This is a genomic window from Blautia sp. ZXY-1-C6 (assembly GCF_056339875.1).
Genome location: NZ_JBWJVQ010000099.1, coordinates 13,466 through 29,773 on the forward strand (window position 1 = coordinate 13,466; position 16,308 = coordinate 29,773).

The 16,308-nt window shown below is 49.7% G+C and carries 16 protein-coding genes; 5 read left to right on the plus strand and 11 right to left on the minus strand.

The window, feature by feature from the left end:
* Positions 1 to 5: 5 nt before the first annotated feature.
* Positions 6 to 182 (minus strand): helix-turn-helix domain-containing protein, encoded by a 177-nt coding sequence (locus tag AC075J_RS03710; protein ID WP_015529198.1) that lies wholly within the window; start codon positions 180 to 182, stop codon positions 6 to 8.
* Positions 183 to 342: 160 nt separating this feature from the next.
* Between AC075J_RS03710 and AC075J_RS03715 the strand changes: the two genes are divergently transcribed.
* From AC075J_RS03715 to AC075J_RS03735, 5 genes are all read left to right on the plus strand, one after another.
* Positions 343 to 702, plus strand: coding sequence for a helix-turn-helix transcriptional regulator (locus AC075J_RS03715; RefSeq protein WP_015529199.1), 360 nt, complete (start codon positions 343 to 345; stop codon positions 700 to 702).
* Positions 703 to 945: 243 nt separating this feature from the next.
* Entirely contained in the window at positions 946 to 1,275 is a 330-nt protein-coding gene (locus tag AC075J_RS03720; RefSeq protein ID WP_015529200.1) for a plasmid mobilization protein, read from the plus strand.
* Positions 1,236 to 2,585: a relaxase/mobilization nuclease domain-containing protein gene (locus tag AC075J_RS03725; protein ID WP_117626625.1), complete on the plus strand. Its 1,350-nt coding sequence runs from the start codon at positions 1,236 to 1,238 to the stop codon at positions 2,583 to 2,585. Before AC075J_RS03720 ends, AC075J_RS03725 begins: the two co-directional genes overlap by 40 nt.
* A 60-nt stretch (positions 2,586 to 2,645) precedes the next feature.
* On the plus strand, positions 2,646 to 2,915 hold the full coding sequence (locus AC075J_RS03730) for a helix-turn-helix domain-containing protein (protein ID WP_015529202.1): 270 nt from the start codon (positions 2,646 to 2,648) through the stop codon (positions 2,913 to 2,915).
* Positions 2,916 to 2,961: 46 nt separating this feature from the next.
* Positions 2,962 to 3,255 carry a hypothetical protein gene (locus AC075J_RS03735; RefSeq protein ID WP_025579757.1) on the plus strand — a complete coding sequence of 98 codons (294 nt, stop codon included), beginning with the start codon at positions 2,962 to 2,964 and terminating at the stop codon, positions 3,253 to 3,255.
* 144 nt (positions 3,256 to 3,399) lie between these two features.
* Here the strand turns inward: AC075J_RS03735 and AC075J_RS03740 are convergent, their stop codons facing one another.
* From AC075J_RS03740 to AC075J_RS03785, 10 genes are all read right to left on the minus strand, one after another.
* On the minus strand, positions 3,400 to 3,765 hold the full coding sequence (locus AC075J_RS03740; RefSeq protein ID WP_005933796.1) for a cysteine-rich VLP domain-containing protein: 366 nt from the start codon (positions 3,763 to 3,765) through the stop codon (positions 3,400 to 3,402).
* The gene (locus AC075J_RS03745) at positions 3,762 to 3,968 is read right to left on the minus strand and encodes a transposon-transfer assisting family protein (protein WP_015529203.1); all 207 of its coding nucleotides are present in this window, start codon (positions 3,966 to 3,968) and stop codon (positions 3,762 to 3,764) included. The genes AC075J_RS03740 and AC075J_RS03745 overlap by 4 nt, the downstream gene beginning before the upstream one ends.
* 2 nt (positions 3,969 to 3,970) lie before the next feature.
* Entirely contained in the window at positions 3,971 to 4,915 is a 945-nt protein-coding gene (locus AC075J_RS03750; RefSeq protein WP_117443089.1) for a hypothetical protein, read from the minus strand.
* Positions 4,916 to 4,918: 3 nt separating this feature from the next.
* The gene (locus AC075J_RS03755; RefSeq protein WP_476390019.1) at positions 4,919 to 8,791 is read right to left on the minus strand and encodes an antirestriction protein ArdA; all 3,873 of its coding nucleotides are present in this window, start codon (positions 8,789 to 8,791) and stop codon (positions 4,919 to 4,921) included.
* Positions 8,792 to 9,008: 217 nt separating this feature from the next.
* Complete coding sequence (locus AC075J_RS03760; protein ID WP_117443087.1) at positions 9,009 to 11,099, minus strand: DNA topoisomerase 3; 2,091 nt, start codon at positions 11,097 to 11,099, stop codon at positions 9,009 to 9,011.
* A 15-nt stretch (positions 11,100 to 11,114) separates the two neighbouring features.
* Positions 11,115 to 11,300 (minus strand): hypothetical protein, encoded by a 186-nt coding sequence (locus AC075J_RS03765; RefSeq protein ID WP_015529206.1) that lies wholly within the window; start codon positions 11,298 to 11,300, stop codon positions 11,115 to 11,117.
* Positions 11,297 to 12,022, minus strand: coding sequence for a DUF4366 domain-containing protein (locus AC075J_RS03770; protein WP_055201154.1), 726 nt, complete (start codon positions 12,020 to 12,022; stop codon positions 11,297 to 11,299). The genes AC075J_RS03765 and AC075J_RS03770 overlap by 4 nt, the downstream gene beginning before the upstream one ends.
* Positions 12,012 to 12,281: a DUF4315 family protein gene (locus AC075J_RS03775; RefSeq protein ID WP_055201156.1), complete on the minus strand. Its 270-nt coding sequence runs from the start codon at positions 12,279 to 12,281 to the stop codon at positions 12,012 to 12,014. Before AC075J_RS03775 ends, AC075J_RS03770 begins: the two co-directional genes overlap by 11 nt.
* A gap of 32 nt (positions 12,282 to 12,313) precedes the next feature.
* Positions 12,314 to 14,101, minus strand: coding sequence for a CHAP domain-containing protein (locus AC075J_RS03780; protein ID WP_434800586.1), 1,788 nt, complete (start codon positions 14,099 to 14,101; stop codon positions 12,314 to 12,316).
* 152 nt (positions 14,102 to 14,253) lie between these two features.
* The coding region (locus AC075J_RS03785; protein ID WP_476390020.1) for a VirB4-like conjugal transfer ATPase, CD1110 family at positions 14,254 to 16,308 on the minus strand (2,055 nt) is incomplete at its 5' end.

Genomic DNA, 16,308 nt, shown 5'->3' on the forward strand with positions numbered 1-16,308 from the left:
ATTATCTATTTTTTATTCCCTTTCCTACGTCCATCAGTAGGCTTCTCTGCCGCTTTGGGTATCAACCACATATAACCGATTTTTGAAACTCCCGGTATTCTGTTCTGTTTACAAAGTATCTGTACTCGCCGTTCAGAAATGCCCCATTTTTCCGCTGCTTCTGGACAAGACATATATTCCATAGTTCAACCGCCCTTTCCTCAAACTTTATCAATATAATTATAATCGGATAACCGAATAATAGCAAGTGTATGATATGCTCTATTTCTATCCATACTATGATGTGTGTAATCATATCTCGAAAGAGAGATGAAATATACAATGTAGTTGGGTGAAATGATTATGAAGCAGAACAAAGAAAAGTTTGATTTTAAGGCTTTCGGACAGGCTATAAAAGCGGCAAGAAAAGCAAAGGGGATTTCCCGCAATCAGTTAGCGGATAAGCTGAACATTGCGCCGCGATATATCGCGTCCATTGAGAACAGCGGACAGCACCCAAGTTTGCAGATTTTGTATGAGCTTGTAACCTTGCTTGACGTATCGGTAGACCAGTTCTTTTTCCCGGAACGGGAACAGGAAAAGTCCACCCGCCGCCGTCAGCTTGATACCATGCTCGACGGCATGAGCGAAAAGGATTTGAAAATCCTGTCTGCTACCGCAAAAGGGATTGAGGAAGCCAACAACGAAACAACGGGGGAATAAAGTTCCCTCGTTTCTTCATAGAGAAAGCAGTTTGAAACGTCGCAGTTTGCGACGTTTTTCTTTTGTCCTGCTTTGGCAAAATCAAATTTTCCATGTAGTAGGGATAAAGGGAGAAAGTTTCTTAGCAAGCATAGGAAAAGAGTACCCTTTTCCGTATTTTCGCCCTCCCGCCCTGCGGTGCGTCGGTTAAAAATTGCTTGTTGGGAAGTGTCCCAAACCCTCGGAATGGAAAGGAACGATTGCATGAACGGACGCAAAAGAAAAGTACAAATCAAATTCTATGTAACAGAGGAAGAACGGGCATTGATTGAACAGAAAATGAAGCTCGTCCCTACCCAAAATATGGCGGCGTATCTTCGCAAGATTGCCATTGACGGGTATATCATTCAGACAGACCATAGCGACATAAAAGCCATGACAGCGGAGATACAGAAAATCGGGGTCAACGTCAATCAGATTGCAAAGCGTGTCAATGCGACAGGCAGCGTCTACCAAGAGGACATAGAGGAAATAAAGGGGGTGCTTGCGGAGATATGGCGGTTACAAAGATTAAGCCTATTAAAAGCACGTTGAGCAAAGCCCTTGATTATATCCAAAACCCGGATAAGACAGACGGGAAAACGCTTGTGTCCTCCTTTGGGTGCAGCTATGAAACGGCAGATATTGAGTTTGAATATACTTTGTCGCAGGCTCGGCAGAAAGGGAACAACTTAGCCTTTCATCTGATACAATCGTTTGAACCGGGAGAGGTGGACTGTGAGAAAGCCCACACAATCGGAAAACAGCTTGCCGACGCGGTAACAAAGGGACAGCATGAATACGTCTTGACTACCCACATAGACAAAGGGCATATCCATAACCATATCATTTTTTGTGCGGTCAACTTTGTTGACTACCATAAGTACAATTCCAATAAGCGCAGTTACTACGGCATACGGAACATAAGTGATAAGCTGTGCAGGGAAAACGGGCTGTCCGTTGTCATTCCGGGTAAAGGCAGTAAGGGAAAAAGCTATGCAGAATATCAAGCGGAAAAGACGGGAACAAGTTGGAAAGGCAAGCTAAAAATTGCCGTTGATACACTTATCCCCCAAGTAGCAAGTTTTGAAGAATTATTGCAGCGGTTACAGGCGGCGGGCTATGAGATAAAACCGGGAAAATATATCTCCTGCCGCGCTCCCGGACAGGAACGCTTTACCCGCTTAAAAACCCTCGGTGCAGATTATACAGAGGAAGCAATCAAAGAACGGATTGCAGGCAAGCGCACAAAGGCAGCGAAAGCTCCCAAAGAGCAGCGCGGCGTATCGCTGCTTATCGACATTGAAAGTAGTATCAAGGCACAAGAGAGCCGGGGCTATGAACAGTGGGCGAAAATCCATAATCTGAAACTGGCTGCAAAAACTATGAATTTCTTGACAGAACACAAGATTGAGCAGTACGCGGATTTAGTCAGCCGGATTGAAGAAATAAATGCGGAAAATGAAAAGACAGCAGACGCATTAAAGAGCGTGGAGAAACGTCTTGCAGACATGGCGGTGCTGATGAAGCACGTTACCACCTACCAAAAAACAAAAACCGTCTATGAAGCATACCGCAGGGCAAAGGATAAGGACACATACCGGGCAAAGCAGGAAAGCAGTCTGATACTCCATGAAGCGGCGGCAAAGGCATTGAAAGCGGCGGGCGTTACCAAGCTCCCCAATCTTGCCGCCATGCAGGAAGAATACGGGAAGCTCCAAGCGCAGAAAGAAGCCCTTTACACTGATTATGGCAAGCTGAAAAAACAGGTCAAGGAATACGACGTTATCAAACAGAACATAGACAGTATTTTAAGACTGGAAAAAGAACCGGAACGGGGCAGGGAAACCGAACGCTTACAGTAGAAATATCTATAAAAGCGTGGTAGGATAAAGGTATTCCAATATAGACAGGAGCGTGAAAACATGGCAGACCAAACGATACCCGATTATGAAACCATAAGCGCCGCCGTTACCGGAGAAACATGGGCGGTGGAAAAGGTGCTTATGTGCTACAAGGACGAAATCGACAGGCAGGCAACTGTAAAGAAACGTCAGCCGGACGGAACATTCAAACTGGAAATTGATGAAGATATGCGCCAGTATATCACAATGAAGCTGATAGAAGCCCTCCCCCAGTTTCCCCTTGAAGAAATGGAAAGAGAGGAAAAAAGAAATCGGGACAAAAAATCATAAAAAGGTAGACGGGAAGCTGCTGCGGACAGATAAGCAGTTCCGGCATTTGAAGCAACGGCAGAAAGAAACTATCAGTACATGGCTTTATGAGGAATACCGCCGTCTTTGGATAGAAAAGGGACAGGAGCCGCATAAGTACAACAACCGGGAAATCGTTGCCGCTGTTATGGAACGGATAGAAGCTGCGGGGATATGGCTGCCGGAACAGGAAGTAACAAAATATTTTTACCGCAGGAAAACCCATTACCGGAACCGGATAGAAAAAGAATTACAGCCGAAGCCGGAAATGCAGGATAAAGACAGTCAGACACAAAAAGAACAGGGCGCAGGAAGCCAGTAATGACCTCCCGCACCCTGTTCTTTTATAGGTACTGATTTTAAAATGTTACGCAGTAGAACCCCCATTTTAAGGGAAAAGGTATTCTGTATCGCCTATGCCAGTTTCACGTCATTTATGCCCTGTAAATCAAGGCTTTTTTTGCCCTTATCGCGTAACCGCCGCACGCCGTTTCCTCATGCGCTCGGCTGCCTGTCTGCGGGTAATCCGCTTCCGGCAGTCCGGGCAGTATTTGACGCTGTTCGATTTTGATACAAAGAACGTGCCGCACTCGGTACAACGCTTTTTGTCCTCTGTCTTGAAAAGCTCTGCATACAGTAGCTTATCAAGAGGAAGTACGGCAATTTGAAACCACTTGCATAAAAGCGAACAGGAAATGAGCTGCGGGCAGACACATTCCTCCCCGTCGTCCAGTAAGATACAGTGTCCGCGCTCGCAGTTGCAGCACTCCTTTTTTACAAGGCTGTTGACTTTTCGGCTCTGTGGCGGCGTAAGCCGCTTACCCCCGGTCATACTTCATCAGCGGCGAAAATGGCAAGCTCCGCATACTCGTTTTCTGTTAGCGGGGAAATTTTCTGTAAGGTGCGTTCTGCAAAGGGGCGCATATCCTCGTCCATGAACGGCAGCGCAGCCGTCATATTTTCCATAAGCTGTGCTTTGCTTCCCTCATGGTAAATACTCAACAGGTTCATTTCTTCAACGGTCAGTCTAATCATGCTCATACCTCCAATTCGTGATGTTTTGATTTTGCTGTCTTTTTCGGGACTTTTGGGGATTTTTCTGTTTGTAACTGCGCCCGGACAGAGGGAAGGGACTGTTTCATCTCTTTCTTCCTCTCGCTTTTATCTATCAGCGCATAAACGCCATGCCTGCCCTCCAACGTAGATAAGGAAAGGCTTTTGTAAGGGAGCATGGAAAGCAGCCGTTCCATATCCTTATCCGTTGCCAGTGGAACAAAGTAGGGAGAAAGTTCTACCGCACAATGGGTCTTTTCGGGGCTGTCCGGTTCTCCAAGCCCTTTTACATTTTCCACAATCCGGCGGGCTTCTATTTCAATCTGTCTATCATGCAGGGCGGCGATATGTAACTGAAAATCCCTCTGCGTATGAGGTGTTCGTTTTTTCTGCTGTTTCCTCAAAAGGCTTTTTAAGGCTTCCGGGTCGTTTGGCTGTGCTTCAAAACGTATAAACTTTCCAAGTTGCGGGTCAGTGTCCCCGTCAAAATATTGTCCGGCAGGCTTTGTCAGCTCCCCATGCTCATAAATCAGCGTGTAGTTGTCGGCAGGGATTGATTTTTCGATTACTTCCCGGAAATGCTGCAAATAATCCAGTTCATAAAGATTGCCCTTGATTTTTTCCTGCTCTGTGCCTGTCAGTTCCACCGCATAGGCAAGGATAGTATCGCGGGTCTGTTCCCCGTAAAACCGCCATGTATTATGCTGCCTTGTGTCCTTTAGAAAAACGTCCCGTTCCCGGAAGCAGCACGTCCCGGACGGGCGGGAAAACCACAAAAGCCGTTTGTCCTCCGGGATAAGGCTTACCGCCGCTTTCCGCAAAATCTGTTTGTCTATGTCAAAATCGCTCTGATAAAAAGCGGTGTTCTGTTTCATTATGGCTTCAAGGGAAGCAATAACGTCCACATTTTCAAATTTTTGTAACTTCATAGGTCAGCTCCTTTCCAAATCCTGTGTTTTCTGTCTTGCCTGTTTCTTCGGTGCCTGTTCTTTCGCTGCTTTAAGCTGCGCCCGGATAGAGGACTTTTTCTCCGGCTCTGCCTGTTTCTTTTCTGCTTTGAGGGCTTCGGCGTATTCTGCAAGGGAAATCTGTCCTCCGGCTTTTGCTTTTTCTTCCAGTTCCGTAGCGGTCGGGGTGTTGTTTATCTGCCCGTCAATCATGTTGTAATTCTGCTCGGTGGTCTGCTCGGCAGTTTTCAGATAGTTTTCCGGCTGCAAAAACTCCGGCACTTCCTTATAACCGAAGCTGTCTACATAGTGGGCGATGTCCTGCCCGTTCTGATGAAGCACCACCACGTCGGAAACGGAAAGGCTGTGTCCCTTAAAATCTTTCGGGTGGTCGATATTAAAGCGGGTATAAATATCTTCAAAGGAAGTCCCCGGAGTAAGCTCTGCGGAATAGACAAGTGTATAGTTTTTCGCGTCTACCCGGTGTCCTGTGGCAGTCAGACGGTCGTAAGGCTCAAAACGCAAGTCCCTTGTTTCGTCCCCGCCTTTTATCTGATAAATGGAAAAGGTGTCTTTATCCTGTGGGGCTTCCTGTTCCGGCTGCCCCTGTGCGGGTTGTTCCTGTGCAGCTACCGTTTGCTGCCGGATATGCGCCCGTTGTAACTCGGTAGGCTTTTCCCCGGTAAGAGGTGCAATCGCCTTGACATAATCAGCCGCATAATAAGCGTTACTGGTAAGCTGCCGCTGCCATGCCCCGGCTTTGGGCGACCAACGGAAGCCATTGCTTTTTAAGGCTTCCCGCGTGGCTTCGTCCGGCTTATCCTCAAAGAAGATTTGCAGTCGGTTCGCTTCGGTGTTTGCTTCCACCTTGCCGCCGTCAAACTCCCAACCCACAAAACCGATTTCTTTTTGCTGCGAAAGGGATTTGATACGGTCTTTCACTCGCCGGATTTCTGCGCTGTTGTTGGATAACGCCCAAGTCGCAAAGGGCTTGTCCTCCAAATGCCAACTGCTCGCCATGTCCGCTTTTAATTTTTCAAGCTGTTCCGGCAACAAATGCGGGCAGCCGTCAAGGGTCTTATGCTTGCGGTAATAGGCGTTTACGGATTTCATGGTTTCCTGTGATTTTTCAAGGCTTTCCAGTTTCTTTTCCAACTTCTGTACTGCCTGTGGGTCGTCTGCGCTGATACCGCCCATGCCGGTGCTGCGGATTTTATCAAGAAGCCCCTGTATGTCCTGCCATTCCCGGTAATTGCTGTCGCGGGCTGCGTTCTGCTTTTCTTTCTTCCTTGTGGGGAAGTTAGAGCCGCCCGCAATGAGGATAGAGGGAACACGCGCGTCAATCTCATAGCCTTTGTTCATGTTCGCCGCCAGTTTCCGGGCGTAGGTGTCAAGCAGGCTGTCGATTTTCTCATGGTACATCGGGTCTACCCGCTGTTTCTGCCTTTCTGCAAGCTGTACGGCTTCATCTACATAGTGCCTGTATTCAGCCGTCGCGCTGCCTTGCTTATAATCGGAAAAACTGTTTGCGTCCTTTGCACGTTTGGCGGCAGCTTCGTTGATTGTGTAATAAGGTGCGGCGGGTGCAGCTTGTTCCGGCTGTGGTGCTTCGCTGCTTGCGCCTGTATCAGCTTCCGGCTCGGTCTGTGCTTCTTTTTCCTGTACCGGGGCTGTTTCTTCGGGAAGCTCCGGCGCGGCTGCTTCTGCTTCGGGCTGTATGGTAGCTTCCTGTGGGGTCTGTGCCTGTTCGGTGGTCTGTTCCTTATCCTGTGCCTTTTGGATTTCTGCAAAATGTCCGTCTATGGTATCAATCAGACTTGCGGCGGTGCTGCGGATTGTTTCAAGAGAGCCTTTCAGTTCTGCAAGTTCTTTTCCGCTGCTCCACCCGGCGATATATCCAAAGGAATAGTCCGACGTATCAAGCCCGTAGTGTTGGCAAACGGCATAGGCGACGCTTTCTGCCTGTACCTCGCGGGTGCGGCGGTCGGGACGTTCCGGCGCGTCTTTGTCTATGTCATGGAGTGTCGCATGGGCAATTTCATGGATAGCGGTCTTGATATTCTGCAATTCGTCCATGCCCTCGTTGATGAGAATACACTTTTCCTCATAATTGCAGCGTCCTTTTATACTGCCGCTTAGTGCTTCAAATCCCATAGCAAAGGGGGAAGTTTTTTCAAGGGCAGCGAAAAAATCCTGATACTGTTCCACGTCGCCCGTAAGCTCCTTTATCCCAAGGTCGGGCAACTCCTTACCCTCGGTCTGCGACACGTCAAAAACAGATACCACACGAAAGGCGGGGATTTGGATTTCCTTTTCCTCGGTAACGGCTTTCCCGTTCTTATCGAAAACAGGCTTTTGCGTGTCCGGGTCGATTTTTTCCACCTGTTTCTTAACGGTAAAGGGCGCGGGCGCAATTATCTTGATAGCTTTTTCCCCCGGCTTTACATGGCGGTCAAATTCCTTTTCCCATTGTTTATAGCCTTTTACAAGGTTGCCGCCCTGCATGGCGATAAGGATTGTATTGTTTAGGCTGTAATCATGGAATTTAGACATAGTACGCAGATAGTCGGCGTAACGGTCGCTTTCATAAATCCCCAAAATGCCCTGTTCCAGTCGGTCGGTAATCTCTTTCATTTTGTTGGCGGGCTTTTCGGAAGATAGGATAATCGGGAGAACCGGGGGCTGCTCTGTGGCAGTGGTCGGTATGGCTGCGGCAGCGTCAAGGTCTGCCTGTTCCTTTTCCTGTACTGGCGGCTGCGGTGTTACCCGATATTCCTCCGGCACGTCCCGTCCGTCATACCACTGTGTAAAGGTGTTGCGGTTGTTGTAGATATATCCCTGCTCGGTAAATCTGCCCCCGTCATTGATAGCAGCGTCCCGCCCGTATTCCTCATAGAGAAAATAGTTTTTTGCTTCTTCCGGCAGCTCCAACTCGTCCAGTTCTTCAATCAGATAATGCCCGTAATCTTCCTCGGTTTTTACGGACGGATAAATCCAGTAACAGTCAAGATTTTGTGCAAGGTTTATAATGTCCTGCAAGTCCCTTGTATGGTCGCCGTATGTGATAGCCGCAGCAAATTTTTCCCGGTCGTCGTCAAACTGCATTTTCAAAAGCTCGCCCAAATAGTTCAGTTCGTCAAGGCTTTCAAGCTCGGTCAATTTCCCTGCCAGTCCCGGAATAGAGGACTGATATTCTGTGATGTGCAGCTCCCCGTAGTTTTTGCCGTCTATCCCGATACGGTCAAAGACTTCTTTCAAATGTTCAGCAGTCGTGGGGAATGATACCCATTCGCCCGCAGGTCTGCCCTCGGTGTACTTTCCAAGATTAGAAAGATACCCGCTTAAAATCGTTTCTTCCATGCGCTCACTCCTTTCTTTCTCAATCATGCGGTGCATAAGCTCGTAGTCCTCCATGCTCATGCTCCCGTCAAATAGATAGGGGTCGGGTTCTTCGCCGCCCCGGTAGGCTTTTTCAGAAAAAGGCAGCCCCGCAGCGTGGGCGGCGGCTCTTGCTTCCTCGATAAGCTCCGGCGGCAGCCTGTCGTCGTGGGCTTCGATAAATTCCCCGATATTGCTATATCCGTTTTCGTAGTGGCGGCGCACCCCGGCGGTCAGTTCGTCAAGGTTCCTGTCCTCGCCAAGATAGCCGGAATAATAGCCGTTTACCACAACGGCGGCAGGGTCAGCCTGTTTGATTTCTTCCATGCGGCTTCTGTCCTCCGGGTAGAGAATATCGCCCATTTCAAGGTGGAAATATTCCGCGTTCCAAGAACGTCCCGTTTTCCAAAACGCCACCCAAGCGATACCGTCCCTTAATTCTTCTTGATAGTCTTTTACGGTGTCCCGTAAATTTGCCATGTGTAACCTCCTTTCCCAAAGGCAGCGCGGACGCTGCGCTTTCCAGTTTCATCATTCAGTACCCCGCGCCCGCGTTTTTGCCAAAGAGTTTAGATATTTTTTCAAGATTTCAGAGGGTTTGGGAAACTTCCCAACAAGCAAAAATCCCCGCCGTTCTCGGTAGAGAAAGCAGGAATTTTACGGAAAAGGGTACTCTTTTCCTATGCTTGCTATTCAGTTATTTTTTCTTCGGAAGCTCCACCCGGTAGTTGACATATTTCCCGCCCGTATCAGCCAATACGATAGTTCCGTCGTAGGTCTTGCCCGTCTTTGGGGAATAGAGCTTTTTCACATTTACCTTGCCGGATTGTAAGAGCGCGGCGGCAATCTTCGGGGTAAAGGTTACTTTTCGTTCTTCAAAGAAACGGTCATTTTTCCACATGGTAAAGATACATTCCTTATTGCTGCAATAGTAATTCTTCTTGCCCTCATAGACAGGAGAACCGCAGCGGGGGCAGCTTCCCAACGCTTCCCGTTCCGGCTTGAACATCTGCGCTTTATCATCAGAAAGAAACGGGTACGTCTTTACCAGTTCCCGCGCCATATTCTCAATACCCTCCATAAATGCGGCGGGGTCTGCCTTGCCTTTTGCAATCTGTGTCAGATTGTTTTCCCATTCTGCGGTAAGCTGCGGGCTTGTCAAGGTGTCCGGCAGGACGCACACAAGGTTGATACCGTCCTTTGTGGGAAGTAGCTGCTTGCCTTTTCGCTCCACAAAACCGCCCTTTACCAGTTTTTCAATGACGGCGGCGCGGGTGGCGGGAGTTCCAAGCCCTTTGCGTTCTGCGTCCGGGTCGGTGTCCTCGCTTCCGGCGTGCTCCATAGCAGAGAGCAGCGACGCTTCGTTGTGAGGTTTTGGCGGTGTTGTGTCATGTTCCGTTACCGTTGCCGCCGGATTTTCAAAGGTCTGTCCCTCGGTAAATGGCGGCAGGGTCTTTTCTGTGTCGCTGTCTGCGTCGTCCGTTTCGGGCTTGTTCTTTAAGGCTGCCCGGTAACGGCGGTCAATCTCTTTCCAACCGTCGTACAGCACTGTTTTTCCCTTTGCGGTAAAGGACTGTCCGGCACATTCAAATGTAGCCGTAACCGCTTCAAAGGTATGTACTGCGGCGGTCGCCATGAGCAGACGCGCCCCGGCAAGGGTAAGGATATTCCTTTCGCTTTCCGGCAGCGCGGCAAGGTCGGTCTTTGCAAGCTCCATAGTCGGGATAATGGCATGGTGGTCTGATACCTTTTTACTGTTCAGCACTTTTGCAAGCTCCGGCGCAAAGTCCATGCCCGCCATAAAAGAAAATTTCCCACAAAGCAGCTTGATAATGCCCGCCGCTGTGTCGCCCATGTCGTCGGTCAGAAATGCGCTGTCGGTTCTCGGATAAGTAAGCAAACGCTTTTCATACAGGGCTTGTGCAAGGTCAAGGGTCTGCTTTGCGGTATATCCGAACAGGCGGTTTGCTTCCCTCTGCAAAGAAGTAAGGTCAAAGAGCTTCGGCGGGGCTGCGGTCTTTTTCTCTTTCACAAGGGAAGTACAGACTGCTTTTGACGCTTCACAAGCAGCTTTCAGCCTGTCAGCTTCGGAACGGTCAGACAGTTTTTCGCTTGCAGCTTCCGCGCCGGATAAGGACAGGTGCACATGATAGTATTTTTCTTTCTTGAACGTGGTAATCGCCGCGTCCCGGTCAACAAGCATTTTTAAGGTCGGGGTCTGTACGCGTCCCACATTCAAGGTATGGTTGTAAAGGACAGAAAAAAGACGGGTGGCGTTGATACCGATTAGCCAGTCAGCCTTTGCCCTGCATAATGCGGAAGCAAAGAGCGCGTCGTATGCTTCGCCGTTCTTCAGATGAGAAAAGCCCTCTTTGATAGCAGCTTCTTCCATTGAGGAAATCCACAAGCGGCGCGTGGGCTTCCTGCACCCGGCAACTTCGTAGACAAAACGGAAAATGAGTTCTCCCTCGCGCCCCGCGTCGCAGGCATTGACGACTTCGGAAACGTCTGCCCGGTGCATAAGTTCCTTTAAGGTCTTGAATTGCTTTTCCTTGTCAGAAGCAACGGTGTACTTCCATTCCTGCGGCAAAATCGGTAAGCTGTCATAGCTCCACTTTTTATACTGCTCCCCGTAGGCGGCAGCTTCGGAAAGCCCTACCAAATGTCCCACGCACCAAGAAACGATATAGCCGCTTCCTGTGAGAAATCCGTCTTTCTTTTCCTTTGCCCCAAGTACGGCAGCGATTGTCTGTGCCACACTGGGCTTTTCTGCGATAACTAAAATCAATGATAATTCCTCCTTTTATCGTTCGGTCTGTCGTTTGTTTTCCAGTTTTCTCATACAGTACCCCACACAAGGGGACTGCCCCTTGTAAGGGCAGCCCGCGCAGCGTGGGGAAGAAAGCTCCGGCGGGGATTTTTCCCGTTTGCCATAGTCCGGCTTCTGTATCATCATCTTTTCAAAGGGATTGTCGGTAAACAGGGTCATACTTCCTCGTCCTCCGTTTCTTCCTCTTTGGAAACTTCCCCGGTATCTGCTTCCGGCTCGTCCTCGTCGTAATCCTCAAAGTCAAAATCTTCAAGGTCGGTGCTTCCTTTCACGTTCTGCTTCGGTTTTACAAACTTAAAGTAGTAGAACGCCGCGCCGCCACCAAGCAGCACAAAGAGGACTAAGGCAAGTACCGCGCCGGGATTGCCGCCTTTTTCTTTGGGTTCTTCCGGCTGCTCTGTGGGTGTTGGGGTAGGTTCCTTGCCTGTGCAGCCTGTCAGAGTGGTTGCACATACCGGGCAGGACGTATTTACTTTTCCGGCTTCGCATTTCTCCGTACAGTTGCAGACTTCCGGTTTTTTCGTGGCTTCCCCAGTTTCGGTCAGTGCCATAAGGTCGGCTTCGTCCACTTGATTAAGGAAATGTACGGTCTGTTCCCCCTCGGCTGCCCGGTCAATGAGGATATAGAAATAGTTGCCGCTTTTTGTGGTAACAGTGATAAGCTGCTTATTGCCGCCGAAATCGTCTACCAGTGTTGCGTTGCCCTTTGGGGTAAGGGGCGGCGTTTCTTCTTCCTCCACAACTACATTGCTGTCGTTGGTCGCGTCCTCTGCGGGTGGCTCTGCGGCTGTTCCCTGTGCATAGGCAGGGACAGAAAAACCGCCCATAAGGATAAGGGCGGCACAAAGGGCGGTCATAGTCTTTTTCAGTTTATTCTTCATCTGCATTGTCCTCCTGTTCTTCATAGTCTGCGGCTTCGGTAGCGGGTGCAGCTGTCATGCCGGGGATAGTATCGCCTTTGAGCATGGCGTTAAGTTCCTGTGGGGTCATACGCATAGCGCGTACAAGCTGCACGATTTCAAGGTTTTCCGCTTCGGTTTTCTGCGCTTCCAGTCCTTTTAACTTGTTCTGATACTCTGTGATTTTCTCGCGGGTCTTTGCGATTTCCTTATTGATACGGTCAATTTTATTGTTTGCCATAGATCATTTCTCCTTTCTTTTCGGGGGCTGCTTTACCAGTTCATCAGCCCGTAGCCTTTGATACATTGATAGTTGAGGTCGTAGCTTTTAATCTTGCAGGCGTCGCCGGAATTGCCCTCAACGGTATAGACGCGGCTTCCGTCCCTGCCAAGCACAAGCCCCACATGGTCGGCAACGCCGTCTAAATCCCAGTCGAAAAAGATAGCGTCGCCCGGTGCGATATTCTCATAGCCCCGCGCGCCCCATTGCCCCCTTGACTGGAACCAGGGAACGCCCTGCCATTCGCAGCCTGCAAAGCGGGGTTCGCTTTTTCCGGCTTGATTGTAGCACCATGACACAAAGCAGGCGCACCATTCCACGCGGCTGTTAAAGCCGTACCAAGACCAATAGGGGTAGCCGCCCACGTTTCCGACCTGCTGTTTTGCAAGCTCCATAAGCTCCGGGTTTCCGGGACGTGTGCCGTTTACAAACTCCACGCCGCTTAAATCCTCGGACGGGCTTCCGTCGGGAGAGCCGCCGCCAAAAATCAACGGTTTGTTGCCCTGTGTCTGTAAGTACACCTTGAACATTTCAAACTGCTGTGGGTTCAGCAGTTCTTCCGCAAGGGAAGCAATCGGCTTGTTTGTCAGTTTCACATTTAAGATACGGTATTCGTATTCTTCCTCGTTGCCCTCCTCGTCGGTGGTGGTGCGTATCTCGATTTCTTCCGTCAGCGTCAAGGTGTACTGTAAGCCGAACAGCCGTTTTAGCTCTGCCTGTGCGCTCTGCGGGGTGTAACTCTGCAAAAGGGCAGTCAAGTACGACGCTAATTCGTGGGGGTTATGCCCGATAGTATCAAGGTCATAGCGGTATTCATCATAGCCGCTGTGGGTGCTTTCGATATTGTCAATTTCCTGTTGCAGCTCATTTTCCATTGCAGCATAGCTCTGTTCCGTTGCCACAAGGTCGCTGTCCTCGGACGTGTAGGAAGTCCCTAACACGCTGTTCATGCTGCCGGAAAACATTGCCCCACAAGAGGAAAGCCCTACGGATACCATGATGAACAGAAGCAGCGCGGCGATAGCGATTATCACGCCTGCCGGGTGTCGTCCTGCAAAGGCAGCCGCTTTCTTTGCTGCTGTTTGGGACGCTCCGGCGGCAGCTTTGGCGGTGGCTGCGCCGCTTTTCTTTACGGTTTTTGCATACTGGCGTTTGATTTTCTGTTTCTGCATGAACCGTGAAAAGGGATTGCTTGTAAGCTGCGGGTTCTCCTGCAAGGCTTTGTGATACTGAAAATTGACGTTTGCCTTAAACGCTGCCTGTTCTGCCTTTGCCGCTTCCCGGTAGGGTTTCAGCTTATGGCTGCGGTAGCCCTGTTTTAATTTTCTTGTCCCGTACCTTGCGCCGCGCTCGGCAAGTTCCTCCGATTTGTGCGCGCCCTCCACACCGGAATTATCTTTCTCGACGCTATGGATTTTGTTGTGAACAAAAATACCCACTTCCTGCGCGGGGTGGGATAACGGGTTACTGTGGGCTTTGCCGCCGGGTATCGGCTTTTCCTGTTCTTCAAAGCGTAAACGGGTCTTTGCCTTTCCGGCGGTTTCCTCAAAGGTGCGCTCTTTTACAAGTTTCTTCTGCTTCGGGAGAGCTGCCTTTGCTGCGTCCAGTTTGTCGGCTGCTTTTTCCGATTTTTTGATGTAGGGTTGCAGTTTTGGCGTTTCCCGTTCCTCGTCGGTAAACTGCAAGCGTGAGGTGGAAGTACGCAAAACAGCCGCTTCCTGTGCTTTCTTGACTGCCTTTTTGCTTGCCTTTCGGGTATGGGCTGCGTCAAGGTGTTCCATGACACGCTCTGCGGTAGCGGTGTCCGGCTGTGAAAAGTCGCTGTCTGCTTCCCGGCTGCTGATACGCTCGGCAGTCTGCTGTGTTTCATTGATTTCCACCGCACCGTCGCGGGTCATTTTCTGCGTGATTTTATCGCGTGGTTTTAACTGTTTCATAGGCTGCTCACTTCCTCCGGCTTCGTCGTCATAATGCGGTAAAGCTCGGTATCTTTCGGGAAATGGTCTACAAAGGGAAGCACCACATTCCCATAAAAGATAAGTCCCTCGCCTGCTTCGGTGTGGGTTACATACTTCATCTGCTGTGGGCTGATATTTAACTGCTTTGCAAGGATAGCCCGGTCGCCCTGTGCCTGATTGAGCATGAGGACAAAATCAGAGTTTTCAAAGATATTTTCCACCTCGCGGGAAGCAAGCAAGTCCTTAATGTTCTGCGTGATAGCTGTGGGTATGCCTCCCCATTTTCTAAAACGCTTCCAAATCTCCACACTGTAAGCGGCGGTCTGTTCCTCTTTTAAGAGCAAGTGAAATTCGTCCATATAGTAGCGGGTAGATTTCTTTTCTGCCCGGTTAATGGTAACGCGGTTCCATATCTGGTCTTGCACAATGAGCATACCTAACTTTTTGAGCTGCTTCCCAAGCTGCTTAATGTCAAAGCAGACAAGGCGGTTAGAAAGCTCCACATTCGTTCTGTGGTTGAATACGTTAAGACTGCCGGAAACATACAGCTCCAATGCCGCTGCAATGCGGGCAGCTTCCGGCTCCGGCTGTTTTAACAGCTCGTCGTAAAGGTCGCCCAAGATAGGCATTTTTGCCGGGTCGGGGTCAGCAAGGTAGTCCCGGTACACATTCCTTACGGCGCGGTCAATGACGGTCTTATCAACGGGCTGCAAGCCCTCCTTGCCGCCAATGACAAGCTCGCAGAGGGACAGGATAAAATCACTTTTCAGTGCAAGGGGGCTGTCGTCCTCGCTGTAATTAAGGTTCATATCCATAGGGTTCACATACTGGGGCTTGCCGTCCATGCCTTTCCCGGTCGGGGATAAGCGTATCACTTGCCCGCCAAGCCGCTTGACAAGGGCAAAATACTCGGCTTCCGGGTCGCAGATAAAAATATCATCGTCAGTAATGAGAAAGGCGTTTGTGATTTCCCGCTTTGCCGCAAAGGATTTTCCGCTGCCCGGTGTTCCCAAGATAAGCCCATTCGGGTTTTTAAGCTGCTTGCGGTCGCAGAGTATCATGTTGTTGCTTAAAGCGTTCAGCCCATAATACAGGGCAGACCCGGTCTGAAATAGCTCCTGCGTGATGAACGGGATAAAAATAGCGGTGCTTGATGTGGTAAGTCCCCGTTGTATCGGGATAAGGTTCTCCCCCAAAGGGATAGAGGACATCAGCCCCGCTTCCTGCTGATAGTCAAGACGGGTCAGGGCGCAGTTGTATTTCTGTGCAATGCCCGCCGCCGCGAAAATGTCATTTTCCAGTTTCCGCTTCGTGTCTGTCATGTTTACCACAAGGAACGTGAGAAGAAACATTCGCTCGTTGCGGCTCTGTAAATCCTGCAACAGGTTCTTTGCTTCATTTCCAAAGGTGGCAAGGTCGGACGGGATTATATCCATATCGTAACCGCTTCTAACCGCTTTTTTCTGTTCCTCAATCTTCATCTTGTCAAGGTCAGTGATTTTGCGCTTAATGGTCTTGATTGCTTCCGACTGGTCGATACTTTTAATGTGGAGATTGACAATAACGCCTGTTTCCAAGTCCAACATATCCGCTAAGATACGGTCGTTTAACTCCGGGGCAAGGATTTCAAGGAACGATACCGCCCCCGTCTTTTTCCCCATAGCAAAGTAGCGTCCCTCCCCGAACTTGAAAGAGGACGGGGCGATAAAGTCCTTTGTGGTAAGCCCCGTCGGGGTCAGCCAGTCATAAGAGAATGAGAACGGCTCGCCTGCCGGGTGGAATACCCCATGCAGCACCTTTAGGCGTTCATAGCCGGATAAGGGGTGCGCCGATACCCCAAGCACCTTAAAATTATTGAGTACGTCTGTTTCAATACGGGAAAGCCGCGCCCTTGCTGCCGCCGGATTGTCCGCTTCAATGGAAAATGTGATGTACTTATGCTTGACAAGCCCGTTGTTCCCTTTGGCAAGCTGCGATTTCAGCATATCGGAATACTCAGTGCGGATAGAGTTAAAATCGTCATTTTGCAG

Bases quoted from the DNA above. Each gene is read 5' to 3' on its own strand.
- AC075J_RS03710 (WP_015529198.1), bottom strand. From the start codon at position 182: ATGGAATATATGTCTTGTCCAGAAGCAGCGGAAAAATGGGGCATTTCT.
- AC075J_RS03715 (WP_015529199.1), top strand. From the start codon at position 343: ATGAAGCAGAACAAAGAAAAGTTTGATTTTAAGGCTTTCGGACAGGCT.
- AC075J_RS03720 (WP_015529200.1), top strand. From the start codon at position 946: ATGAACGGACGCAAAAGAAAAGTACAAATCAAATTCTATGTAACAGAG.
- AC075J_RS03725 (WP_117626625.1), top strand. From the start codon at position 1,236: ATGGCGGTTACAAAGATTAAGCCTATTAAAAGCACGTTGAGCAAAGCC.
- AC075J_RS03730 (WP_015529202.1), top strand. From the start codon at position 2,646: ATGGCAGACCAAACGATACCCGATTATGAAACCATAAGCGCCGCCGTT.
- AC075J_RS03740 (WP_005933796.1), bottom strand. From the start codon at position 3,765: ATGACCGGGGGTAAGCGGCTTACGCCGCCACAGAGCCGAAAAGTCAAC.
- AC075J_RS03745 (WP_015529203.1), bottom strand. From the start codon at position 3,968: ATGATTAGACTGACCGTTGAAGAAATGAACCTGTTGAGTATTTACCAT.
- AC075J_RS03750 (WP_117443089.1), bottom strand. From the start codon at position 4,915: ATGAAGTTACAAAAATTTGAAAATGTGGACGTTATTGCTTCCCTTGAA.
- AC075J_RS03755 (WP_476390019.1), bottom strand. From the start codon at position 8,791: ATGGCAAATTTACGGGACACCGTAAAAGACTATCAAGAAGAATTAAGG.
- AC075J_RS03765 (WP_015529206.1), bottom strand. From the start codon at position 11,300: ATGACCCTGTTTACCGACAATCCCTTTGAAAAGATGATGATACAGAAG.
- AC075J_RS03770 (WP_055201154.1), bottom strand. From the start codon at position 12,022: ATGAAGAATAAACTGAAAAAGACTATGACCGCCCTTTGTGCCGCCCTT.
- AC075J_RS03775 (WP_055201156.1), bottom strand. From the start codon at position 12,281: ATGGCAAACAATAAAATTGACCGTATCAATAAGGAAATCGCAAAGACC.
- AC075J_RS03780 (WP_434800586.1), bottom strand. From the start codon at position 14,101: ATGGAACACCTTGACGCAGCCCATACCCGAAAGGCAAGCAAAAAGGCA.